The 23,696-nt window shown below is 58.3% G+C and carries 20 protein-coding genes and 6 tRNA genes; all 26 read left to right on the top strand.

Going from position 1 to position 23,696, the window contains the following annotated elements; genetic code table 11:
- Positions 1-68: 68 nt before the first annotated feature.
- The 26 genes from FG381_RS05400 to FG381_RS05275 all read left to right on the top strand — a co-directional run bounded on the left by FG381_RS05400 (position 69) and on the right by FG381_RS05275 (position 23,613).
- The gene (locus tag FG381_RS05400; RefSeq protein ID WP_139687881.1) at positions 69-1,466 is read left to right on the top strand and encodes an aspartate ammonia-lyase; all 1,398 of its coding nucleotides are present in this window, start codon (positions 69-71) and stop codon (positions 1,464-1,466) included.
- A 308-nt stretch (positions 1,467-1,774) separates the two neighbouring features.
- On the top strand, positions 1,775-3,109 hold the full coding sequence (locus tag FG381_RS05395) for an anaerobic C4-dicarboxylate transporter (protein WP_139687880.1): 1,335 nt from the start codon (positions 1,775-1,777) through the stop codon (positions 3,107-3,109).
- Positions 3,110-3,292: 183 nt separating this feature from the next.
- A tRNA-Gly gene (locus FG381_RS05390) sits at positions 3,293-3,368 on the top strand.
- Between the two features lie 13 nt (positions 3,369-3,381).
- A tRNA-Cys gene (locus FG381_RS05385) sits at positions 3,382-3,455 on the top strand.
- A 14-nt stretch (positions 3,456-3,469) separates the two neighbouring features.
- Positions 3,470-3,545, top strand: a tRNA-Gly gene (locus FG381_RS05380).
- Positions 3,546-3,598: 53 nt separating this feature from the next.
- A tRNA-Leu gene (locus FG381_RS05375) sits at positions 3,599-3,687 on the top strand.
- A gap of 450 nt (positions 3,688-4,137) precedes the next feature.
- Positions 4,138-4,213, top strand: a tRNA-Gly gene (locus FG381_RS05370).
- Positions 4,214-4,249: 36 nt separating this feature from the next.
- A tRNA-Gly gene (locus FG381_RS05365) sits at positions 4,250-4,325 on the top strand.
- Between the two features lie 235 nt (positions 4,326-4,560).
- The gene (gene rpmF, locus FG381_RS05360; protein WP_005430449.1) at positions 4,561-4,743 is read left to right on the top strand and encodes a 50S ribosomal protein L32; all 183 of its coding nucleotides are present in this window, start codon (positions 4,561-4,563) and stop codon (positions 4,741-4,743) included.
- A gap of 308 nt (positions 4,744-5,051) precedes the next feature.
- Positions 5,052-6,050: a beta-ketoacyl-ACP synthase III gene (locus FG381_RS05355; RefSeq protein WP_139687879.1), complete on the top strand. Its 999-nt coding sequence runs from the start codon at positions 5,052-5,054 to the stop codon at positions 6,048-6,050.
- A gap of 33 nt (positions 6,051-6,083) precedes the next feature.
- Positions 6,084-7,022 carry an ACP S-malonyltransferase gene (fabD, locus tag FG381_RS05350; RefSeq protein WP_139687878.1) on the top strand — a complete coding sequence of 313 codons (939 nt, stop codon included), beginning with the start codon at positions 6,084-6,086 and terminating at the stop codon, positions 7,020-7,022.
- Positions 7,023-7,055: 33 nt separating this feature from the next.
- Entirely contained in the window at positions 7,056-7,823 is a 768-nt protein-coding gene (gene fabG / locus FG381_RS05345) for a 3-oxoacyl-ACP reductase FabG (protein WP_139687877.1), read from the top strand.
- A 125-nt stretch (positions 7,824-7,948) separates the two neighbouring features.
- A complete protein-coding gene (gene acpP, locus FG381_RS05340; RefSeq protein ID WP_139687876.1) occupies positions 7,949-8,188 on the top strand; it encodes an acyl carrier protein in 240 nt (79 codons plus the stop codon).
- Positions 8,189-8,397: 209 nt separating this feature from the next.
- Positions 8,398-9,639 carry a beta-ketoacyl-ACP synthase II gene (fabF, locus tag FG381_RS05335; protein ID WP_139687875.1) on the top strand — a complete coding sequence of 414 codons (1,242 nt, stop codon included), beginning with the start codon at positions 8,398-8,400 and terminating at the stop codon, positions 9,637-9,639.
- A 254-nt stretch (positions 9,640-9,893) separates the two neighbouring features.
- Complete coding sequence (gene lepA, locus FG381_RS05330; protein WP_139687874.1) at positions 9,894-11,687, top strand: translation elongation factor 4; 1,794 nt, start codon at positions 9,894-9,896, stop codon at positions 11,685-11,687.
- Positions 11,688-11,703: 16 nt separating this feature from the next.
- Positions 11,704-12,594 (top strand): signal peptidase I, encoded by an 891-nt coding sequence (lepB, locus tag FG381_RS05325; protein ID WP_139687873.1) that lies wholly within the window; start codon positions 11,704-11,706, stop codon positions 12,592-12,594.
- Positions 12,595-12,645: 51 nt separating this feature from the next.
- On the top strand, positions 12,646-13,326 hold the full coding sequence (rnc, locus tag FG381_RS05320; RefSeq protein ID WP_139687872.1) for a ribonuclease III: 681 nt from the start codon (positions 12,646-12,648) through the stop codon (positions 13,324-13,326).
- On the top strand, positions 13,323-14,342 hold the full coding sequence (gene era, locus FG381_RS05315) for a GTPase Era (RefSeq protein ID WP_139687871.1): 1,020 nt from the start codon (positions 13,323-13,325) through the stop codon (positions 14,340-14,342). The genes rnc and era overlap by 4 nt, the downstream gene beginning before the upstream one ends.
- A gap of 26 nt (positions 14,343-14,368) precedes the next feature.
- Positions 14,369-15,274, top strand: coding sequence for a DNA repair protein RecO (gene recO / locus FG381_RS05310; protein WP_139687870.1), 906 nt, complete (start codon positions 14,369-14,371; stop codon positions 15,272-15,274).
- Between the two features lie 148 nt (positions 15,275-15,422).
- Positions 15,423-16,178, top strand: a complete 756-nt coding sequence (locus FG381_RS05305; protein ID WP_139687869.1) for a pyridoxine 5'-phosphate synthase — start codon at positions 15,423-15,425, stop codon at positions 16,176-16,178.
- A gap of 4 nt (positions 16,179-16,182) precedes the next feature.
- Entirely contained in the window at positions 16,183-17,223 is a 1,041-nt protein-coding gene (gene nagZ, locus FG381_RS05300) for a beta-N-acetylhexosaminidase (RefSeq protein ID WP_139687868.1), read from the top strand.
- A gap of 160 nt (positions 17,224-17,383) precedes the next feature.
- Entirely contained in the window at positions 17,384-17,896 is a 513-nt protein-coding gene (locus FG381_RS05295; RefSeq protein WP_139687867.1) for a type II toxin-antitoxin system HicB family antitoxin, read from the top strand.
- A 135-nt stretch (positions 17,897-18,031) separates the two neighbouring features.
- Complete coding sequence (pncB, locus tag FG381_RS05290) at positions 18,032-19,222, top strand: nicotinate phosphoribosyltransferase (protein ID WP_139687866.1); 1,191 nt, start codon at positions 18,032-18,034, stop codon at positions 19,220-19,222.
- A gap of 237 nt (positions 19,223-19,459) precedes the next feature.
- A complete protein-coding gene (locus FG381_RS05285; RefSeq protein ID WP_139687865.1) occupies positions 19,460-20,875 on the top strand; it encodes a sodium:proton antiporter in 1,416 nt (471 codons plus the stop codon).
- 109 nt (positions 20,876-20,984) lie between these two features.
- The gene (locus FG381_RS05280) at positions 20,985-22,544 is read left to right on the top strand and encodes an ATP-binding cassette domain-containing protein (protein WP_139687864.1); all 1,560 of its coding nucleotides are present in this window, start codon (positions 20,985-20,987) and stop codon (positions 22,542-22,544) included.
- Positions 22,545-22,671: 127 nt separating this feature from the next.
- Positions 22,672-23,613 (top strand): ABC transporter substrate-binding protein, encoded by a 942-nt coding sequence (locus tag FG381_RS05275; RefSeq protein WP_139687863.1) that lies wholly within the window; start codon positions 22,672-22,674, stop codon positions 23,611-23,613.
- Positions 23,614-23,696: the final 83 nt, after the last annotated feature.

Genomic DNA, 23,696 nt, shown 5'->3' with positions numbered 1-23,696 from the left:
ATGCGGTAATTAACAGCGTATTTCACAATGGCTGAAAAACCGCATCGGACATATTTGAGGAGCAATAAATGTCCCGTATTGAAAGCGATTTCCTTGGTTCTCTCGAGATTCCTGATGAGGATTACTATGGCGTGCAGACGATGCGCGGCAAGCAGAACTTCCACATCACCGAAATGCCGATGAGCCAGGAACCGTTCTTCGCTCAGGCCTTCGGTTATGTCAAGAAGGCTGCCGCCATGGCGAACAAGGAACTCGGCACGATCCCGGCCGATGTTGCCGACGCCCTTATCTGGGCCTGCGACCAGCTCATCGCCGGCAAGTACAACGATCAGTTCGTTACCGACTGGCTCCAGGGTGGTGCCGGCACGTCCACGAACATGAACTGCAACGAGGTTATCTCCAACCTCGCCTGCGAACACCTCGGCCTCGCCAAGGGCGACAAGAAGGTTTCCCCGAACGACCATGCCAACTTCGGCCAGTCGACGAACGACACCTATCCGACCGCTCTGCACCTCTCGCTGCTCCTTCGTTCGAACGTCCTCCTGAAGGCCGTTGAAGAGCTCGTCGGCAGCTTCTACGCTCAGGCTGAAAAGAACAAGAACGTTCTGAAGATGGGCCGCACCCACCTGCAGGACGCCGTCCCGATGTCCTTCGGCCAGGAATTCCACGGCTGGGGCACGACGATTGCTGATGAAATCAAGGTCATCAAGGAAGCCCAGGCTCACCTGAAGGTTGTCAACCTCGGCGCCACCGCCATCGGCACGACCGTTACGGCTCACCCGGATTATCCGGCCCTCGCCGTCAAGCACCTCGCTGAGATTACCGGCATCGACTTCGTCAACAGCGACGATCTGATCGCCGCCACCTCCGACTGCGGCGCCTACGTTGGCCTCTCGTCCGCCTGCAAGAGCCTCGCCGTCAAGCTCACGAAGGTCTGCAACGACCTCCGTCTCCTTGCTTCCGGCCCGCGCACCGGCCTCTCCGAACTCGTTCTGCCGCAGCTTCAGCCGGGCAGCTCGATCATGCCGGGCAAGGTCAATCCGGTTATCCCGGAAGTCACGAACCAGGCTTCGTTCCTCGCTATCGGTCTCGACACGTCCGTCATGCTCGCCGCTTCCGCCGGCCAGCTTGAACTGAACGTGATGGAACCGGTCATCTCCTTCGCGCTCTACATGCAGATGAAGGTTCTCACGAACGCCTGCATCGCGCTGCGTGAGAAGTGCGTCGACGGCATCGTCGTCAACGCCAAGCACTGCGAAGACCTCGTCATGGGCTCCCTCGGCATCGTTACGGTTCTGAAGCCGCACTTCGGCTACAAGCCCTGCGCTGCTGTTGCCCGCGAAGGCTTCCTCACCGGCAAGTCGCTGCACGAGCTCGTCGTCGAAGAAAAGAAGATGCTGACCCAGGAAGAGTGGGACAAGGTCTTCACGTACGACAACCTCATCAACCCGAAGTTCGAACAGTAATTCGAACTCGTGACGCTCTGACCCGGACGAATTAAATAGATCCGGGAAGAGCAGACCGACAGAGCCTCTCTCGAAGAGAGGCTCTGCGATCAACCACCAAAGCGGGGTCGTCTGATTTCCCGAACTGCAGCCGCTAATCAAACACCTGGGGCATGAAAAGAAATTTTCATGCCGCAGGCGTCCGGAAGAACGGCAGGCAGGGTCAGTTACCAGAGCGAGCACCGCCCTCGCCTGATTGGCTTTAGAGCATTCCCATACTGGGCAAAAGCAAATCGGGAGGAGGAGATCTCAACATGCCTGGAGGCATTATGGATTTCATGCTTATTCTTCAGATCGTTGTCCTGCTCGGCGCGATCTTCCTCGGTGTCCGTCTCGGCGGCATCGGTATTGGCTACGCTGGCGGTCTCGGCGTGCTCGTCCTTGGTCTTCTTCTCGGCATGAAGCCGGGCAATATTCCCTGGGACGTGATCCTCATCATCGCCTCGGTGATCGCTGCTATTTCCTGCATGCAGCTCGCCGGCGGCCTTGACTATCTCGTTCAGATTGCTGAACGCATCCTTCGTTCGAATCCGAAGCAGATCAACTATCTTGCTCCTGTCGTGACCTACGTTCTGACGATTTTCGCCGGTACGGGCCACACCGCCTTCTCGATGATCCCGGTTATCGTTGAAGTTGCCAAGGAACAGAAGATTCGTCCCTGCTGCCCGCTTTCGATCGCCGTCGTTGCCTCGCAGATCGCTATTACGGCTTCCCCGGTTTCCGCCGCTGTGATCTACATGTCCGGCGTTCTTGAACCGTTCGGCTGGTCCTACCCGGCTCTGCTCGGCATTTGGCTCCTGACGACCTTCGTCGGCTGCATGCTCACCGCCTTCGTGATGACGAAGATCCAGAACATGGATCTCGACTCCGATCCGGTCTACAAGGAACGTCTCGCCAAGGGTCTCGTCAAGGCCTCGTCCGGCGCTGCCAAGATGGAGCTCAAGCCCTATGCCAAGCGCTCCGTTCTGATCTTCCTCCTCGGCGTTGTCTGCGTTGTTCTCTACGCCTCCGCGATTTCGCCTGCTGTCGGCCTCATCAAGAACGTTATCGTTCCGCGTGACGCTGCCATCATGAGCCTCATGCTGACGGTCGCCACCCTGACGACGATCTTCTGCAAGGTTGAGCTCGGCAATGTCGCTTCGACCTCCGTCTTCAAGTCCGGTATGGTTGCCTGCGTCTGCGTGCTCGGCGTTGCCTGGCTCGGCGACACGTTCGTGTCCGGCCACGTGAACGAAATCAAGTCGTTCGCTGCTGACGCTGTCGTTGCCTACCCGGCTCTGCTTGCCGTCGTGTTCTTCTTCGCCGCCATGCTCCTCTACTCGCAGGCTGCTACCGCGAAGGCCATCACCCCGGCCATCGTTGCCGCCCTCGGCATCAGCGCCGCCAATCCTGGCGACTCCTACATGCTCGTGGCTTCGTTCGCTGCCGTGTCCGCCCTCTTCGTGCTCCCGACCTACCCGACCCTCCTCGGCGCGGTCCAGATGGACGACACCGGTACGACCCGCATCGGCAAGTACGTGTTCAACCACGCCTTCTTCATTCCGGGCCTTCTCGCCATCGTCTTCTCGGTGTGCCTCGGCTTCGTCGCCTGCATGGTTTTCTAATGCCATGACTCGTGAGAGGAAGCATTCCTGATGGAGCTTCCTCGATGAAGTAAAAAATGCAAGGGACTGTCTTCGGATGGTCCCTTTTTTTGCGCCTCGAGCAGGCGCTATTTCTGATCTCCAATGTTTGAGCGCAAGGGACTTGACATATTTTGTGGAATCAGTAAAATCTCTCTTCTCAATGCGGGAGTAGCTCAGTTGGTAGAGCGCAACCTTGCCAAGGTTGAGGTCGCGAGTTCGAGACTCGTCTCCCGCTCCATTGAGACTAGGACGGCGCGATAGCAAAGTGGCCATGCACCGGATTGCAAATCCGTTTACGGCGGTTCGATTCCGCCTCGCGCCTCCAGGCACAGAATTCCTGCGGGAGTAGCTCAGTTGGTAGAGCGCAACCTTGCCAAGGTTGAGGTCGCGAGTTCGAGACTCGTCTCCCGCTCCAGACATAAAGAGAGGGGAACGGAAGTTCCCCTTTTTTTATAGGCCCAGGGAATTGCCGGAGTGACGAAATTGGTAGACGTAGCGGACTTAAAATCCGCCGCCCGCTTTAGGGCGTACGGGTTCGATTCCCGTCTCCGGCACCATGAGACAGTTTGAACTCTGCTCATGAAATCTCAATGAATTGATTTTTCTTGATATTTTGTCTGAGGCATCCTCAAGGCATTTCATAGAAACCCGCCAATTCCACCCCAAGCGCAAGATTTTTGGGTGGGAATTTAGGTGGGATTTTTTATGTCTGGATTCGGACCTCAAAATCCTACCCAAAGGAGTTTTCGGGTGATTTGATGCCCAGTGCCTGACTTCAGGACAGAAAGCCGTCGAGATTCTTGATCAAAGACGCCAGAAGCGTGAATGCCGACAGACGTTCGCTTCGATTACCGACGAACTCTGCAGAAAATCCGATCGATCAAGGAATCCATGGGTTCCCATGTCGGATGTTTCTCTATCCTCAGCAGCTCGATAGATATTTTTCCATCGACCTCTTGACAAAGTCGTTTTTTCGCGTACAATACGCATTCTTCGCTGAACGCGTTGCGGGAGTAGCTCAGTTGGTAGAGCGCAACCTTGCCAAGGTTGAGGTCGCGAGTTCGAGACTCGTCTCCCGCTCCAAACCTTTCTCAGTATGGGTCAACCGTTCAATGCGTTGCGGGAGTAGCTCAGTTGGTAGAGCGCAACCTTGCCAAGGTTGAGGTCGCGAGTTCGAGACTCGTCTCCCGCTCCAGATTTTTAGAGAAGGGGAAGTCGACAGGCTTCCCCTTTTTTCCTGTAAGGCTTCGGACTAAAAATATCTGATCTCCGGGTGAGATTTTTCTGGAGATTTGATAAAATCCGCCGCTTGCTGCATGTGCCCGGAAGGGAACCTGCAGTGCAATCATGGAATTCCGTGTTCTGGAACGAGTGCCTGGTCACGGAAGCAAATTTTTTCGACACTCGCTTAAACCTACGTGGGGTTAGCCATGGCTGTTCAGCAGAATAAGAAATCGGTCGCCCGTCGCGGCAATCGCCGTGCTCATGACTTCTTGAAGAATCCTCCGACGGCTGTCGAAGCGACGACCGGTGAAGTCCATCGTCGTCATCACATCAGCCCGACCGGCTTCTATCGCGGCAAGAAGGTCATCGCGACGAAGCAGGACGAATAATCCTGGCTGAGGCTGCGTCCTGATCGTTCAGCCCATTTAAAGCCTCGCGCGAAGATGCCGCGCGCACCCCACGGTGATTGTGCTCGACGCAAGAGGCTTGGAAGCTGACGCGTGATTCGAAGGCCAAGAATTACGAGGGCGCAGAAAAGCGAAAAAAGAGGGATCCCGGACGGGGTCCCTTTTTTTATGCCGGTTGGGCGGAAATACCAAGTAGACGCTACGCCGTGAGGGCGATGACCGCACCGTTCCCATGGAAATCCGTACGTGTAATATCTGAGGATTCAGGTAATTACCGATACGGCTGCCACATGAGCATGTATTCCCGCATTGCCGCTACAGGCTCTGCACTTCCTAAGACTCGGATTTCCAATGCCGAGCTTGCGACCCGCCTCGCTTCGATTGGGGTGGAAACCAATGACGAATGGATCCGCACGCGCACGGGCATTGAAGCCCGGCGATTTGCCGATCCCACCTTAGGCGAAACAACGACTGAGCTAGCTGCCGCAGCAGCAAAAGAGGCGATGGAGCGTGCTCGTTTCGAGCCCGATTCAATCGACCTCATCGTGGTTGCAACCACCACTCCCGATATGGTTTTCCCGTCAACGGCTGCGCATGTGCAGTCGATGCTCGGATGCACCGGATGCGCAGCATTCGATGTTCAGGCCGTATGTGCCGGCTTCATTTATGCACTTAATGCCGCAGATGCCATGCTGCGGGCAGGTCCCTATCGTCGTGCGCTGGTTGTTGGCTCTGAAACAATGTCGCGCGTGATCGACTTCAACGATCGATCCACCTGCGTGTTGTTTGGCGATGGAGCAGGTGCAGTCGCTCTCGAAGCGAGCGATGCGCCGGGGATTCTCGCCGCCCGCATGTATGCTGACGGCCGCTACGATGAAAAGGTGCTGGGTCTCACCGCCTGCCTGAGCAATGGAAAAATTGCCGGCTCGCCCTTCATCAACATGGATGGCCGGCAGGTCTTCAAGCTGGCTGTCGACGGTCTCACCGGATCGGCAGAAGAGGTGGCGCGTCTTGCTGGCGTCTCTCCCTCGGAAGTGAAGCTTTTTGTTCCCCATCAGGCGAATCTGCGCATTATGACGATGGTCGCGAAGAAGCTCGGAATCCCGGATGAGGCGATGGTGAAGACCGTGAGCGAGCACGGCAATACGTCCGCTGCAAGCGTTCCGCTCGCGCTCGATGCTGCCGTGAAGGCAAACCGCGTGAAGGAGGGCGATCTGGTGCTTCTGCAGGCGGTTGGCGCCGGCATGGCCTGGGGATCGGCAATCCTCAAGTGGCGTGCAAACGTCTGATAGTTTTTTCAATCATTTCTAGGAGCCTGGACTATGCGTCTAGCTTTTGTCTTCCCCGGCCAGGGCAGTCAGTCTGTCGGCATGCTGAATGGCTTTTCCGGCAACGCGGTTGTTGAGGACTATGTGCGTCGCGCGGATGCGGCGCTTGGATTCCCAATTTCGAAACTGATTGCTGAAGGCCCGGCTGAAGAACTTGGCCTCACCGTCAACACGCAGCCCGCATTGCTGACGGCAAGCGTTGCGTTCTATGAAGCATGGCTCGCCGCGGGCGGCATGAAGCCTGAGGTGATGGCTGGCCACTCGCTCGGCGAATATTCTGCGCTCACTGCCTCCGGTGTTTTCGGTTTCGAAGAGGCTGTGAAGCTCGTGCGCTTCCGTGCGCAAGCCATGCAGAGCGCCGTTCCGGTGGGCGTTGGCGGCATGTGCGCCGTGATCGGCCTCTCGGACGAGGATGTTCTGGAATGCTGCAGAGAAGCTTCTAAAACGGGACCCGTTGAAGCCGTCAATTTCAATTCCCCCGGTCAGGTCGTCATCGCGGGCGAAAAGAAAGCCCTCGCGAAGGCAATTGAACTCGTGAAGGCTAAGGGCTGCCGCCGCGCAATTGAGCTTGCCGTTTCGGGCCCCTTCCATTCGAGCATGCTCAAGCCTGCGGGCGAGAAGCTTGCCGCCCGACTCGCCGAGGTTGAGCTTTCGGTGCCCGGCATTCCGGTGGTCGCCAACGTGGATGTGACGGCGCACATGGATCCGGCAGAGATTCGCACGGTGCTTGCCGAGCAGGTTTCCTCTCCTGTTCAGTGGGTCAAAACCATTCAGAAGATGGCGGCCGACGGCGTCACGGATATCGTTGAATGCGGTCCGGGGAAGGTCCTTCAGGGTCTGATTCGCCGCATTGCCCCCGAAATCCGCATCTACGGCATTTCGGATGCGGCGACGCTCGCCGCCTCGCTCGAGAAGCTTAAAGCCGCGCAATAAGAACCGAATTCAGGAAAAACTCAAGGAACGAACATGGAAAAGATGATTTTCGCGGCCGATGCTCTCGCCGGCCAGGTGGCGCTTGTGACGGGTGCTTCCCGCGGCATCGGCGCTGCGGTGATGGAAGCCTTCATGAAGGCAGGCGCCTACGTTGTCGGAACGGCGACCTCGGAAGCGGGCGCGCAGAAGATTACAGAGCGCGCAGAAGCGCTCGGCGGATCGGGCAAGGGCATTGTGCTTAATGTCTGCGATGCGGCGGCTTCTCAGAAGGCAGTGACCGACATCGTGAAGGAGAAGGGCAGAATCGACATTCTCGTCAATAATGCCGGCATTACGAAGGATGACCTCGTTCTTCGCATGAAGGACGACGCCTGGGAAGACGTGATTGAAACGGATCTGACGGCAGCCTTCCGGCTTGCGCGCGCCTGCGTTCGTCCGATGATGAAGCAGCGCTCCGGCCGCATTATCTCCATGGGATCCGTTGTCGGAGCCATGGGCAATGCCGGTCAGGTCAACTATGCGGCAGCCAAGGCCGGCCTCATGGGCATGACCAAAGCCCTGGCGCGCGAAATCGGCTCCCGCGGCGTGACGGTCAACTGCGTTGCCCCCGGCTTCATTGATACCGATATGACCAAGGATCTTCCTGAGGATCATCGTGAAGCGCTCCTCAAGCAGATTGCCCTCGGCCGCCTCGGTCAAACGGATGACATCGCCAATGCCTGCCTCTACCTTGCATCGCCTGCGGGCGCCTATCTGACGGGCGTTACGCTCCATGTGAACGGCGGCATGTTTATGGGCTGATTTTCAAAAGCACCGCAGATACGCTTTTGCTAAAATCATCGGATAAACTTTTTTTCAACCCTGCCTGCTCCATAAGCACGGGGTTTTCCCAAAGTGAAATCAACCCCTACGGAGTGAAATTAAAAATGGACGAAATCGAACAGAAGGTCAAGAAGATCATCGCCGAACAGCTTGGCATCAAGGAAGAGGACATCAAGAACGAATCCTCCTTCATCGAAGACCTCGGCGCCGACAGCCTGACCACCGTTGAAATGTCCCTCGCTCTCGAGGACGCTTTCGGCATTGAAATCCCTGACACCGAGCAGGAAAACCTCCGCACGGTTCAGCAGGCTGTTGACTTCGTCAAGGCTGCCGTCAATAAGTAATCGGCATTCTCTCTAGGGAGAGCCGGCCTGTGCGCTTCTTGAAAGAGGAATTTCGGACTTCGGAATCATCCTCATAGGAAGGTCAGGCATCAGCGGGACTCGGTAACGGGTCCCGCTTTGTTTGCGGGGACAGGGATATCCCGAGTTTCTGCTAATCCATCCGTCGGAGCTTCTGGATGCTCAGGGCGGGAAGCAAGGAGTTTTTGGAAATGATGAATCGCCGCGTAGTCGTGACCGGCCTCGGCATGGTCTCCCCCCTTGGCGCGGATCTCGCGACAAGCTGGAAGAATGCGCTTGAGGGCAAGAGCGGCATCGGCCGCATCACCGCCTTTGATCCTTCTGAATTCGGCTGCCAGATTGCAGGCGAGGTGAAGGATTTCGACGCCGCGAAGTATCTTGGCGTCAAGGAAGTCCGCCGCTTCGACCGCTTCGTGCATTTCGGCGTTGCCGCCGGCCTGATGGCGCTTGAGGACTCCGGCCTTGAGATCACCGAGGAAAACGCTCCGATGACGGGCGTTGCAATCGGTGCGGGCATCGGCGGTCTTCCCTCCATCTGCGCCAACAACGACGCGATGGTGAGCCGCGGCCCCCGCCGCATTTCTCCCTTCATGATCCCGGGCTGCATCATCAACATGGTCTCGGGTCAGCTTGCCATCATGAAGGGCCTGAAGGGCCCCAACATTGCGCACGTCACGGCCTGCTCGACGGGCCTTCACGCCATCGGCGAGGCGATGTACATCATCGCCCGCGGAGATGCGGACGTGATGATTGCGGGCGGCGCTGAGGCGACGGTCTGCAAGCTGGGCATCGGCGGCTTTGATGCCATGCATGCGCTCTCGCGCCGCAACGATGAGCCTGAGAAGGCCTCCCGCCCCTTTGACGTTGATCGCGACGGCTTCGTGATGGGCGAGGGTTCCGGCGTTCTCGTTCTCGAGGAGCTCGAGCACGCCAAGGCTCGCGGCGCAAAGATTTATGCCGAAGTTGTGGGCTACGGTCTCTCGGGCGACGCGCACCACATCACGACGCCGGCTACCGACGGTCCGGTTCGCTGCATGCGCATGGCGCTTCGTCATGCCGGCATGAATCCCGAAGACATCGACTATCTCAATGCGCACGGCACCTCCACATCTGTGGGCGACGCCAACGAAGTGAAGGCGATCCGCGAGGTTTTCGGCGATCATGCAAAGAAGCTGGTCGTCAACTCCACCAAGTCGATGACCGGGCATCTCCTCGGCGGCGCAGGCGGCATTGAGTCCGTCTTCTCCGTCATGGCGGTTGCCGAACAGGTTTCGCCCCCGACCATCAACCTCGACAAGGTTGATCCGGAGTGCGAAGGAATCGACTTCTGCGCCAATCAGGCGAGAAAGATGACGATCCGCGCTGCGATGAAGAATTCCTTCGGTTTCGGCGGGACGAATTCGACGGTGATTTATAAGCGCTACGAAGCTTGATTTCTTCGCTTTAGCCTATCCAGCAATGAAAGGACGTCATCTCCAGAGGAGCGACGTCCTTTTTCTCTAGCGGCGCGAGAGAAGGCTGCGCTTCTGCTGTAAAATCCCGGATTCCGGGGATTTTTCCTGCCGCTCCTGTCCAGAGGTAGCGCGGGCTCAGAGCGTTTCTGAATTCTCCCTCTCTATGTTTCCGGATCCCTTCGCTTGAGACGAAGACGCGATCCCGCCCCCGGCTGAACACCATTTCCCTGACGATGCAGAACATTCGCAACTTTTCGATCATCGCCCATATCGACCATGGCAAGTCAACGCTTGCCGACCGCCTGATTCAGCGCTGCGGCGGCCTCTCCGACCGTGAAATGAGCGAGCAGGTGCTCGACAGCATGGATCTCGAGAAGGAGCGCGGCATCACGATCAAGGCCCAGACGGCTGCGCTTCGCTACAAGGCGAAGGACGGCAAGGTCTATGAGCTCAACCTCATCGACACCCCGGGGCACGTTGACTTTTCCTACGAAGTGAGCCGCTCGCTCTCTGCGTGCGAAGGCGCGCTTCTCGTCGTTGATGCGACGCAGGGCGTTGAGGCGCAGACGGTAGCCAACTGCTACACCGCGATCGATCTCGGCGTTTCCGTGATTCCGGTTCTCAACAAGATGGACCTCGCGAGCGCCGATCCGATTGCCGCCGCCGAGGAAATCGAGGACGTGATCGGCATTGATGCGACGGATGCGATTCCCTGTTCTGCGAAGACGGGTCTGGGCGTCGACGAGATTCTCGAGCGCGTCGTGCGCGACGTTCCCGCGCCCAAGGGCGACCCTGAGGCGCCGCTCCAGGCCCTCATCATCGACTCCTGGTTCGACAACTACGTGGGCGTCGTGATGCTCGTTCGCGTCGTGAACGGCACGATCCGGCCGAAGGACAAGATTCAGCTGATGGCGACGGGCGCAACGCACCTTGTCGAACAGGTGGGCGTCTTTACCCCGAAGAGCAAGCTTCGTGATTCGCTCTCCGCGGGCGAAGTGGGCTTCGTGATTGCCGGCATCAAGGAACTCAAGCACGCGCGCGTGGGCGATACGGTTACCCTCGCTCAGAAGCCTGCCGAAACGCCGCTTCCGGGCTTCAAGGCCGTGAAGCCCCAGGTCTTCGCGGGTCTCTTCCCGGTGGAATCGAATCAGTACGATGCGCTTCGCGACGCGCTCACGAAGCTGCAGCTGAACGACGCGGCGCTGCGCTTTGAGCCCGAGAGCTCTCAGGCGCTCGGCTTCGGCTTCCGCGCAGGGTTCCTGGGGCTCCTTCACATGGATATCGTCCAGGAGCGTCTCGAGCGCGAATACAACATGGACCTCATCACGACGGCGCCTTCCGTCGTCTATGAGGTGCTTCTTACCGACGGCGAAGTGATTCAGGTTGAAAATCCTTCAAAGCTCCCGCCCGTCGACAAGATCGAGGAAATCCGCGAGCCCATCGATTCGGTCACGATCTTCGTGCCCAACGAGTTCGTGGGTGCGGTCATGAAGCTTTGCCAGGAAAAGCGCGGCATTCAGACGAACCTTGCCTACCACGGCCGTCAGGTGCACCTTACCTATGATCTTCCGCTTGCGGAAATTGTTCTTGACTTTTTCGACCGCATGAAGTCCCTGACGCGCGGCTATGCTTCGATGGACTATGAGTTCAAGGAGTACCGTGCGGCGGACGTTGTTCGCGTCGACATTCTCATCAACGGCGACAAGGTGGATCCGCTCTCGGCGATCATGCATCGCTCCAATGCGGTTCCCCGCGGACGCGAGCTCGTGCAGCGCCTGAGGTCTCTCATTCCTCGCCAGATGTATGAAGTCTCCATTCAGGCGGCCATCGGGGCCAACATCATTGCCCGCGAGAATGTGAAGGCGCTCAGAAAGAACGTGCTCGCGAAGTGCTACGGCGGCGACATCACCCGCAAGCGCAAGCTCCTTGAAAAGCAGAAGGCCGGCAAGAAGCGCATGAAGCAGGTAGGCAGCGTGGAGATCCCGCAGGAAGCCTTCCTCGCGATTCTCCAGACGGAAGAAAAGTAATTTTTCGAGAACTCAGATGAATTTTGCTCTGATCCTATTTCTTCTCTCGATCTTCACGGGAATCTTCTGGATTCTCGAACGCGTGAAGTTTTATCCCGAGCGCGTGAGGAAGGCTGAGGCGCTTGCGAAGGAGTTTGAAGCGGCCAACCGGGAGGCGCTGCGCCGAGGCGAGGCATCCGTTGCCGACGAATACCGCGCGATTCGCGCGAGGGCGATTCGCCAGCCCTGGTGGCTTGAATACACTGCCGGGCTTTTCCCGGTGATTCTGGTGGTCTTCCTCTTGAGAAGCTTCCTCTTTGAGCCGTTTCGCATTCCTTCGGGATCGATGCTCCCGACGCTTCACATCGGCGACTTCATCCTCGTCAATAAATTTGACTACGGCATTCGTCTTCCGGTTTCCAACCTGAAGGTGATCGACCTCGGCTCGCCGCAGCGCGGCGATGTCGTCGTCTTCCGCTATCCGATGGACGAGAACGTCGACTTCATCAAGCGCGTCGTGGGCGTGCCGGGCGACCGCGTGGAATATCGCGACAAGGTCGTCTACATCAACGGCGTCGAGCAAAAGCAGAGCGATCCGCGCGACTTCGTGGACGAATCAACGATGGTGACGCTTGACGAGCGCGACGAGGATCTCTCGGGCGTCTCGCACCTCATGGCGCTCGACCACCGTCGTCCGAGCTGGGTGCCCATGCATGCCGTGATGAGAAAGGAAGAGACTTGCGACTACAACAACCGCGGCTTCGTCTGCACGGTTCCCGACGGGAAATACTTCGTCATGGGCGACAACCGCGACAACAGCGAGGACAGCCGCTACTGGGGCTTCGTGCCTGACGAAAACCTGGTCGGCCGGGCTGTGTTCATCTGGGCTAATTTCGGCGACATGACCCGCATCGGCAGCTTCCGCTGACTGCTCTCAACGAATCAGACCTCCAGGCATTAATAGAAAGACTAAAAAAACATGCTTCCGCTTACAGAGCTCGAAGAGCGCATCGGGTATGAATTCACCGATAAAAAGCTTCTGCGGCGCGCGGTAACGCACCGCAGCTTCGCGCAGGAGCACAACGAGCGCCTTGAATTCTTAGGCGACTCGGTTCTCAACTGCGTTATCGGCTACGCGCTTTTTCTGCGCGACAAGCATTTCAATGAGGGCGAGCTCTCGCGGGTACGCGCCAATCTCGTCTGCGAGGGAACGCTCTTTGAAATCGCCACGCGCATTGATATTTCGTCATTTCTCTTCATGGGAGAAGGCGAAATCAAGACGGGCGGCGCTCACCGTCCGTCCATTCTCGCCGACGCCATGGAGGCGATTTTCGGCGCGGTGTTCCGCGAGGCAGGCTTTGAGACTGCTCAGCGCGTGATTCTCCATCTCTACGAGCCGATTCTCACGGCGCTCACGCCGGAAAAGATGAGCAAGGACCCGAAGACGCGCCTGCAGGAACTTCTGCAGGGCGAGCATCTTCCGCGTCCTGAATATGCCATCGTCAATACGACGGGCGCGGCCCATGAGCGTTCGTTCGAATGCGAGTGCCGCATCCATTCCCTCAATATCGTTACAACCGGAAAGGCAGCGAGCCGCCGTGCTGCCGAGCAGGCAGCCGCCGAGACGGCACTAGCCCTCGTGAAGGAGCGCTCGAAATGACTAAAGAGATGAAGAACCCGCAGGAAGTTCCTGAAACGCAGGAGCCCGCTCCGGCGTCAGAGAACGACTTTGAAGCGATGCTTGCCCGTGCGGGCGCGCTCAATTCCGTGAAGGTTCCCGAAGGCTTTCGCTGCGGCTATGTGGCGGTGGTGGGGCGCCCGAATGTGGGCAAGTCGACCCTGATCAACGCGCTCGTGGGCGAAAAGGTTTCGATCACCTCGAAGAAGCCGCAGACCACCCGCAATCGCGTGCTCGGGGTGCTGACGACCGAGATGGCGCAGTTCATCTTCGTTGATACGCCGGGCTTCCAGACGAAAGTGAAGACTCAGCTTACGCGCCGCATGAACCGCTCCGTTCGCTCGACGCTGGGCGAAGTGGATGCGATCGTGCTCCTGATTGAGTCTTCCGGCTGGCGGCCTGCCGACCTCGAGGTGCTTTCGCTCATTCCGAAGGACGCTTCGAACGTCATTCTCGCCATCAGCAAGACGGATCTTGCGAAGGATAGAAACGCGATGCTTCCGCTCATGGCAGATTCCATGCGGCGCTTCCCCTTCGCTTCCATCGTGCCGGTATCGGCAGAGAAGCACCGTCAGCTCGATGATCTTCTCAAGGAAATCGAGAAGCTTCTTCCGGAGAGCATTCCGTACTTTGACCCCGAGCTCTATACGGACAAGTCCCCGCGCTTCATTGCGGCCGAAACGATTCGCGAGAAGGCTTTCAGGCTGTTGGGCGACGAGCTTCCCTACGGCACGGCGGTCACGATCGACCGCTGGAAGGAAACGGAGGAAAATGGCGAACGTCATGCGGACATCGTCGCTACGCTCATTGTGGATCGCGAGAGCCACAAGCCGATCGTGATCGGCGAAAAGGGAGCGAAGCTCCGTGAAATTTCGCGTCTTGCACGCGCGGACATTGCTGAACAGCTCGGCTGCCCCGTGCACCTTGAAGTCTGGGTGCGCGTGCGCCGCGGCTGGTCCGACGACGTCAAGGCTCTGAAGACGCTCGGCTACGACTGATCTCTCTTCATCCTCCCGGATCTCTCGTGACGGAACGTTTAGCAGCAGAAAATCCGACGCCGGAAATGAAGCTTCCCGGAGGAGCTTCCTCTCCGGCGTCTGCGCTTAAGCTTCGGGAAAAGAGCCGCGACGATGAGGGAAGCATCGCGCGCATCATCGGCAACGAGCGAGCCGCGCTCGAAATCCTCTCGGAAATTGAAGCCGAAAGCGACCGTCTGCCGGCCAAAAAACAGGGGCGTCCCGCCTCGCAGCCCTCATTCATTCTTCACACTTATCCCTGGAGCGAATCGAGCCTTGTGCTCGACGTTTTTACGGCCCGCTTCGGGCGGCTCCTTCTCATTGCAAGGGGAGCGAAGCGCCCGGGATCCACGCTGAGGGGAATGCTGATGCCCTTTGTTCCGCTGAAGCTTTCCTGGACGGGACGCAAGGAAGCCAAGGTTCTCACGCGGGCGGAGTGGCTCGGCATTCTTCCGCCCCTCAGAGGCGAAGCGCTTCTTTCAGGCTTTTACGTGAACGAACTCCTCATGCGGCTCACCGAACGCGAGGACATCCATCCCGGCCTTTTTCCGGCCTATGTGCGCGTGATTGAAGCGCTGACGCACTCCGACCCTGCCGCTCAGCAGCGGGGGCTGAGGCGCTTCGAGGCGGATCTGCTTCGCATCTGCGGCTGGCAGGTGCTGATTTCCGAGGGCGGGGATGCTCCAAGATTCACGCTTCGCTCGACGGGAGATCTCGCCGGCGTTTCCGGTTCCTTCGGAAACGAGATTCGCACATGGGAGAGAAGAGATGTTCTCGATGTGCTCGAAGGGCGTCTCGAGCGTCCTGAGGCGCTTCGCGCCGCCCGGGAAATTTACCGTGAGGCGATCGAACTGAGACTGGATGGCCGCCCCCTGAAGACGCGGCGCGTGCTCGCTGAACTAAAGCGCCTTTAAGGCGTCGTCTCTGGCTCCCATGCTTCCCCGGGAAACAGACGGATACTTCCCGGCATCAATGCGCGTGTTATGCTCGAACGCACTATCTCTGCCGAAAAGCTTCTGAGGGAGGCCATTCGGCTTTAATTTGCTCTGGAGTTCCGCGCTTATGGTCCGCACTCAGCTTTCCGTCAATCTGAACAAGGTCGCGCTTATCCGCAATTCCCGTGAAGGCAACTGGCCCGATCCGGTCTTTTTCGGCCGCATTGCGCTCGAAGCAGGCGCAGCGGGACTTACCGTCCATCCGCGTCCTGATGAACGCCATATCCGCGTAAGCGACCTGAAGCCCTTGAGCGATCTCGTGAAGGAATACCCGGGGCGGGAATTCAATATTGAAGGGAATCCTTTCGAAAATCTGATGCCGCTGCTTCGCGAAATCCGTCCGCATCAGGCAACGTTCGTGCCGGATGCCGTGGGGCAGAAAACGTCGGATCACGGCTTTGATTTTTCTGATCCTGATGTGCGTGCAAAGCTTGTGCCCGTTATCGAGGAAGCCAAATCCTACGGCTGCCGCGTGAGCCTCTTCATGGATCCGGAACCGGAGTACACGCGCTGGGCGAAGGAAGTCGGCGCCGACCGCATTGAGCTCTATACCGAAGCTTACGCGGATGCCTGGAATACGCTGATTGCGGACGCGATCGTCACGCCCTATGCCGACTGCGCGAAGCTTGCCGATGAACTGGGGCTCGGCGTCAATGCCGGTCATGACTTGTCGCTCGAGAACCTTGAGCCGCTTCTCAAGGCCTGCGGCAATGTGCTCGAAGTCTCGATCGGTCATGCCTTTACGGCGGAGGCGCTTCAGTTCGGCTTTGCCGAAACCGTGCGCCGCTACAACGAACTCCTCGACAAGATCGCCGCGGAGTAAATGAATGCTCACGCTTGAAAAGCTTGAACGCGCGCGCTCGCTCGGGCCCGTCGTTGTTGATATCGAGGGCACGACGCTCGCGCGTCATGAGATTGAGCGCCTCAGGCATCCGCATACGGGTGCCGTCATTCTCTTCACGCGGAACTATTCCACGCCTGAGGAGCTTCTTGCGCTTACGGGCGCGATTCACGCGGTTCGTCCCGGCATTCTGATTACGGTTGACCATGAGGGCGGGCGCGTGCAGCGCTTTCGCGAGGGCTTTACCGAGATTCCTCCCATGGGGGACTTCATCCGATTCGGCTCCCGGGCGCCGGGTCTTCTTGCGCAGGCGGGCTTTATTCTGGCGTCGGAACTCAGAGCCGTCGGCGTCGACTTCAGCTTCACGCCCGTGCTGGATATTGATTACGGGCGCTCGAAAGTGATCGGGAACCGGTCGCTCGGCAAGACGCCCGAAGAGGTGGAGCGCAACGCGCGCGGCCTCATTTCGGGCCTTCGCGAGGGCGGCATGGGTTCCTGCGGCAAGCACTTTCCGGGGCACGGCTGGGCGGAAGCCGACAGCCATGTGGCGCTGCCTGCGGACGAGCGCGAACGCGAAAAGGTGCTCGCGGACCTCGATATTTATCGGGGGCTCGCTTCTGAACTCACTTCCCTCATGACGGCGCATGTCGCGTATGAAGGGTTCGACGGCGAAACAGCTACCTTCTCGCAGACGCTTCTCAAGGAGATTCTGCGCGATGCAATCGGATTCACGGGACTTGTCTTTTCTGACGATCTCTCCATGAAGGGAGCCGGAAGCTCTGAATCCGTTGCGGCGCGGGCCCGACGGGCGCTCTCGGCGGGATGCGACATGGTGCTTCACTGCAATCACCCTGAGGAAGCCGATGAGATCCTTCGTGATCTTGAATGGGAGCGGCCCGAGCGATTCACAGAACGCCTTGCCGGTCTATTGCCTGATTCAGGCACGCCTCTCGGGCTTGAGGCTCTGAGAAGCACGGAGCGCTGGAAGGAAGCCGTCAGAGCGCTGAGGGCGGTTGATCTTCTCTGACGATGCATTAGAAATGCGGACCCGGAGGAAGGACCGGGTCCGAATCTTTTTTCCTGAGCCGTTTTCTGACGCAGGGATCTTCAGAATTTCCACGTATTCAACGGGCACGCTTCAAGGGGAAAGCGTGCTTTTCGGTCATTGAACAAGAAGAGCAAAAAAAATGAAGTATCCCGTCCTCATTGAAATGGCGTCGGAAAATGGTCTCTGGCGCGGGTTTGCGCCTGATTTTGAAAAACTGGAGGCCGAGGCCGGCACGCCGGAATTGCTTCTCACGGAACTTGGAGAAGTACTGGCGAGAAGGCTCGAGCTCCTCCATGAAGCGGGAGAGACGGAGCCCGAGCCGATGCCGCTCGAATGCGTGCCGATGCCGGAGAGCTTCCATGACTGGCGTCTTGCGCTCGTGGAACCCAGGGGCGGCGCAGAAATCATTTATCCCTGCGACCTGCTGCGCGTCATGGGAAGCGACGCGCTCATTCTCACCTGCAATACGCCGTCGCTTTCCTTCATGGGCGAAAGCCTTGAGGACGTGAAGCGCGCCATGAGTGAAGGCATCAAAGCGGTGCTCGAGACGAGGATGAAGGAAGGCAAGTCCCTTTCAACGCTCCTTCCTTTCCCGGAGCCGATCGGGATGCGCTCCCCCGACGTCGTCCTGATTCCGGTCGCCGTCCTCTGAAGCGCTTGATGCGCGGCCGATAAGTCGCCGCCGAGGCCTCTATTTCTTTCGAAAAAAATTTGGGTTTTTCTGTATGCCGGCAGGCAGAGGCTAAACTGTCAGGATCAGACAACGAAAGCCCACGGAGGCTACTCAATGATTATCGAGTCGCTCCTCGACACGGATCTCTACAAGTTCACGATGCAGCAGTGCGTACTGCACCAGTTTCCGTCTGCAGAAGTGCAGTACAGATTCAAGTGCCGAACGCCGGGGATTGACCTTGCGCCTTTTGTGGAAGAAATCAATGCGGAGATCGACTATCTCTGCGGCCTTTACTTCACCGAAGATGAGCTCGCCTATCTGGGCGGCCTCAGATTCATGAAGCCCGACTTCATTGAATTTCTGAGTCTCTTTCACCTGAAGAGAAAATACATTGAAGTGAAGGCGGATCCCGCGCGTCCCGGCGGAATCGACATTCATGTCCGGGGACCGTGGCTTCATACCATTCTCTTTGAGATCCCGGTGCTCGCCATCGTGAATGAGGTCTACTTCCGCAGAACCTTCCCCGGGCTTCCTGAAGCAGAAGGCTGGAGGCGGCTCAATGAGAAGATCCATCTTCTTCTCAATGAGCCCGATGCCGAGGGGCTTCGCATTTCAGACTACGGCACGCGCCGGCGCTTCTCGCGCGCCTGGCAGCGGAAGGTGGTCGAGGCGCTCAAGGACCGTCTCGGGAGCAGACTCTCGGGCACGTCGAACGTGCTTTTCGCCAAGGAGCTTGGTCTGACTCCCCTTGGCACCATGGCGCACGAATATCTTCAGGCCTGTCAGGCGCTGGGGCCGCGGCTCCGCGACAGTCAGGTGTTCGGGTTCGAGCAGTGGGCGAAGGAGTACCGCGGCGACCTCGGCATTGCGCTTTCAGATGTTTACGGCATGAAGCCGTTCCTTGAAGACTTCGACATGTATTTCTGCAAGCTCTTTGACGGCGCCCGCCACGATTCGGGCGATCCCTTCGTCTGGGGCGAACGCATGATCGAGCACTGGGCGGCCAACAAGTGCGATCCGAGAACCAAGTGCCTCATCTTTTCCGACGGCCTCACGGTGCCGCGCATTCTCGAGCTCTGGCGGCGCTTCAACGGCCGCGTGGGCTTAGGCTTCGGCATCGGCACCAATCTCATGAACGACCGCGGTCCGCAGGCGCTCAACGTCGTCATCAAGATGATCGAGTGCAACGGGCAGCCCGTCGCCAAGATTTCCGATTCGCCCGAAAAAGGCATGTGCGAGGACGAAAGCTATCTCAAATATCTCCGGCAGGTTTTCAGGCTCGACGAACCCCAACAAAAGAGATAGTCCCAAAGCATTAGACGGATGGCTTTCAACCATATAAACCGGGCAAAGGGAAGCCTTTCGCCCGGTTTTCGGTGTAAGGTTAGGCGCGGGATATGCTGCAGTCGGGAGGACGCTCAGGCGCTTTACATATTGCGGCAATGCCCTTCGACTGGCCTTCACTTTCCTTACGCCTTTTCATGACGGTGTTTTTCCCGGAGGCCGGCCACAAAAAACAAAACATAAAGCCGGGAGTTCCTCGTGACATCTCTCTTCCCTGCCCGTGCGCTTTCTGCGCTCGCTTTCCTTTCCGCCGCCCTGCCGGCGAGTGCCGCATCCCTTGACGGCAGCGCTTTAGGCCTCAGCTGGGCCATCCCGTTTGCAGGCATTCTGCTTTCGATTGCGCTCATGCCGCTTTTTCTGCCGCATTTCTGGCACCAGAATTTCGGCAAGGTCGCCGTCTTCTGGGCGCTTTGCTGCGCGGTCCCGCTCTGTCTTCTGATCGATTTTTCAACGGGCATCAATTCCATCATCCATGTGCTGCTCGCGGACTACGTGCCCTTCATCATCTTTGTGGGGTCGCTCTTCATTGTGGCGGGCGGCATTCACGTGAAGGGGTCCTTCGTCGGCCGCCCGATCGTCAATACGTGCTTCCTTGCGCTCGGCGCCGTGCTTGCGAACTTCATGGGCACGACGGGCGCCGCTATGCTTCTTATCCGCCCGCTTATTCATGCCAATGAAGGAAGAAAGCGCTCGATCAGCACCTTCATCTTCTTCATCTTCCTCGTCGCCAATGTGGGCGGGGCGCTCACGCCGCTGGGGGATCCCCCGCTCTTCCTCGGCTTCCTGAAGGGCGTTTCCTTCTTCTGGACGACTGAGCACGTCATCGTTCCCTGGCTCCTCTGCTGCGTGATTCTTCTCGCCATCCATCACGTGATCGACACGATCATGTACAGGAAGGATGTCGCCGACGGCTTCAAGCCGAAGGACCCGACGACGAAGTTTGCGCTCGAAGGCCTCGTCAATATTCCGCTTCTCGCCTGCATCATCGGTGCGGTCCTGATGTCGGGCTTCTGGAAGTCGGGCGTCGAGATCACGATTCTGGGCGTGCACTTTGCGCTCGAATCCCTCTGCCGCGACGGGCTCTTCATCGTGATTGCCGCGCTTTCGCTCCTTCTCACCTCGAAGGCAACGCGTGAGGCGAACCACTTCTCGTGGGATCCGATTCTTGAAGTCGGCAAGCTCTTCTTCGGCATCTTCTGCTGCATCGTGCCGGTGCTTGAGATGCTCCGCGCGGGCCATGAAGGCGCATTTGCGTCCCTCGTTGCGCTCGTTACGAACGCCGACGGGACCTTCAACAACACGGTCTTCTTCTGGCTTACGGGCATGCTCTCCGCGTTCCTCGACAACGCTCCCACGTACCTCGCCTTCTTCAACTTGGCAGGCGGCGATCCGACGGTGCTCATGACGGAGGATGCGCATACGCTGATGGCCATTTCCATGGGTTCGGTCTTCATGGGTGCGGTCACCTACATCGGCAATGCGCCCAACTTCATGACGGTGGCGATCTGCAACGAACGCGGCATCAAGATGCCGTCCTTCTTCGGCTACATGGCCTGGTCGGTGCTGATTCTTTTCCCCACCTTCTTCATCATGGACATGATCTTCCTCGCTTAATGACTGGAGCTGAGGAAAATTTGAGCCCAGAATAGTGAACGGGCGCCGGAAGTCAGCTGCCGGCGCCCGTTCATGCATTTTCTCCCGGTTGTTTTTTCCTCCTTTGCTGATGACCAAGAAGCTTCTTCCTTTTGCGCTTCCCGTCCTGCTTCTTCTCTTCTGGTGGGGGATTACCGAAACCGGGAGCGTTCCGGCGCTGCTCCTTCCCGGGCCGGGCGCCGTGGCAGAGCGCTTCGTTTCGCTTCTGGCTTCAGGAGAGCTTTTCCATCACGCGGCAACCTCCATGCTGCGGGTCTTTTCGGGCTTTCTGATTTCGGCTTCGATGGCCCTCGCGCTCGCACTTCTTGTTTCGAGATCCGAACGCCTTTTTGATTTCCTTTCACTCACGCTCGAGGCGCTGAGGGTCGTTCCGCCCCTTTCCCTCGTCCCGCTGCTGATTCTCTGGCTCGGGATTGATGAGGCCCCGAAGCTTGCCATCGTCGTCCTCGCGAGCTTTTTCCCCATCTATCTTTCGGCGCTTACGGCGCTCTCCAAAGCCCGCAATGACTACCGTGATCTCGCCCGGATCTTCGGGCTCTCGGAAAAGGATGCCGCGCGCCATATTCTGATTCCGGGCGCCTCTCCCGGGATCATCACCGGTCTGAGGCTCGGCTTCGGCTATGCCTGGAGAGCACTCGTCGGGTCGGAGCTCATTGCCGCCGCTTCAGGCCTCGGCTATCTGATCGAAGATGCCTCGGCGCTCGCGCGCACCGACGTCGTGATGGTGGGCATTCTGACCATTGCCGTTCTCGGCATTATCTGCGACAAGCTTTTCCGGATTGCGGCAGAGCAGGCGGCACCCTGGACGGCCTCGCGCAAGGGGACGACGTCTTTGGAAGCGTTGCCGCCCGAAGCGCCGAAGGGCGTCCGGACGGTTGATGCCGCTAGAGAGCCTTCTGCAGCGCTGCCCGGAATTGAAATCAGGAACCTTACCGTCGGCTACCCGGGACTCGCGAAGCCTCCCGTTTCGAACCTTACGGTTTCCATTCCGGGAGGAAAAGTCACGGCCGTTCTCGGGCGTTCGGGCTGCGGGAAAACAACGCTCATCAGGGCGATCTCCAGGCTCATCGAAAAAGAGAAGGGAGACATACGCTTTACGGGCGGGAAGAGCACTCCGAGGCTCTCGATGGTTTTCCAGGAGCCGCTCCTTCTCCCCTGGAAGACGGTCCGGGAAAATGTCGCGCTCTCGCTCCTTCCGGAATGCGGGGAGCGGGCACTCAATGACCCCAGGGTCTCTGAAGCGCTTTCGCTCGTTGGCCTCTCCAATCGGGCGGAAAGCTTTCCCGGAGAACTCTCGGGCGGCCAGCAGCAGCGCGTCGGGTTCGCACGCGCCCTGGCTTCGGATCCGGAAGTGCTCCTGATGGATGAACCCTTCGGGGCGCTGGATGCGCTGACCCGGGAGGAGCTTCAGGATGAATCCATCGAAGTTTTTTCCCGCCGCCGCATGACGGTTCTCATGATCACGCATGATGTGAGAGAAGCCGTCCGGATGGCCGACTCTGCGGTGATTCTTGAATCCGACCGGGCGCCGGAAATTTTCGCGATTGATCTCCCGCGGCCGAGACGGCTCTCCTCTCCGGGCGTTGCGAGGCTTGAAGAGGGAATCCTCTCGATCCTGATGCGCCGGTAGCGCGTGAGGAATCTAGAATTGGGATCAATTCTCATTGAGAAGCGGCAGCACGAAAGGCGGCTCCAGTTCTCTATTGGCGCCGCTTTTTCGTGCGCTCTTCAGAAATTCTTATTGACTTAACGCGAACATGAAATTCAAGTCCTTTATCGCCGCGCTCGCCATTACGCTCAGCACGGCGCTTTCCGCTGCGACGATGCCCGAGAGCATCTCCATTACCTATGTGAAGTCGCCCTTCAATCTTCAGAACATCGTCATGAAGGAGCGCGGCATGCTCGAGGATGCCTTCAAGGCCGATGGCGTCTCGATCAAGTGGCGCGTCATCAATTCGGGCGCCGTCCAGGGGCAGGCAATGGCTTCGGGCGACCTCGACTTCTCCGCCGTGATGAATACGGCAAGCGTTCTGATGGCCGCTGGCGCGGGCAACCCCATTGCGATTGCCTCGGGCGTTGCTCATCCGCAGAAGATCTTTGCGCTCATCGGCAAGCCCGGCACAAACTATTCCGTGAAAGACCTGAAGGGAAAGAAGGTCGCCGGCCCCAAGGGCACGGTCCTTCATCAGCTTCTCGTTGCCGCGCTGGTTAAGGAAGGCATGAAGATCACGGATGTCGACTTCGTCAACATGGATCCGGGCAAGGCAATGACTGCTGTGGTCTCGGGGCAGGTTGATGCAGGTCTCGTCGCTGCCGGCCTCATCATCAAGGCCAATGCCGCGGGCGCGAAGACGATTGCCACGTGCGAAGGCTATGTATCCCCCAATCTCGTCATGACGGTTCGCCGCGATTTCGCCGAGAAGTATCCGGAAGCTTATGAAAAGGTTGTGGCCACGAACCGCGCCGCGCTCGCCTGGATCAAGGCCAATAAGTCTGAGGCGCTTGCCTTGGGCGCGAAGGAGCAGGGGATAAGCATGGCCGATGCCGAGAAGCTCTACGACTGGTCGGGGTTCTACGACGTGCTCACCGAAGCCGATGTGAAGAGCCTTGAAGCCGATCAGGCCTTCCTGCTTGAAAACGGCATGATGGAAAAGAAGGTTGATGTTCGTGCGCTGCTTCTGCCGGGCGCGATGAAGTAATTCTTCTTTCAGCCTCAGACACTCAAAGAAGGACGCCGCAAGGCGTCCTTTTTTGATTGTGAGCGATATGCACATTAGATGTC

Origin of the sequence: Sutterella faecalis (genome assembly GCF_006337085.1) — a bacterium.
In the GTDB taxonomy this organism is placed as follows: domain Bacteria; phylum Pseudomonadota; class Gammaproteobacteria; order Burkholderiales; family Burkholderiaceae_F; genus Sutterella; species Sutterella faecalis.
The sequence above is the reverse complement of the archived record's forward strand: the minus strand, read 5'-3'. Positions and strand labels throughout refer to the sequence as shown.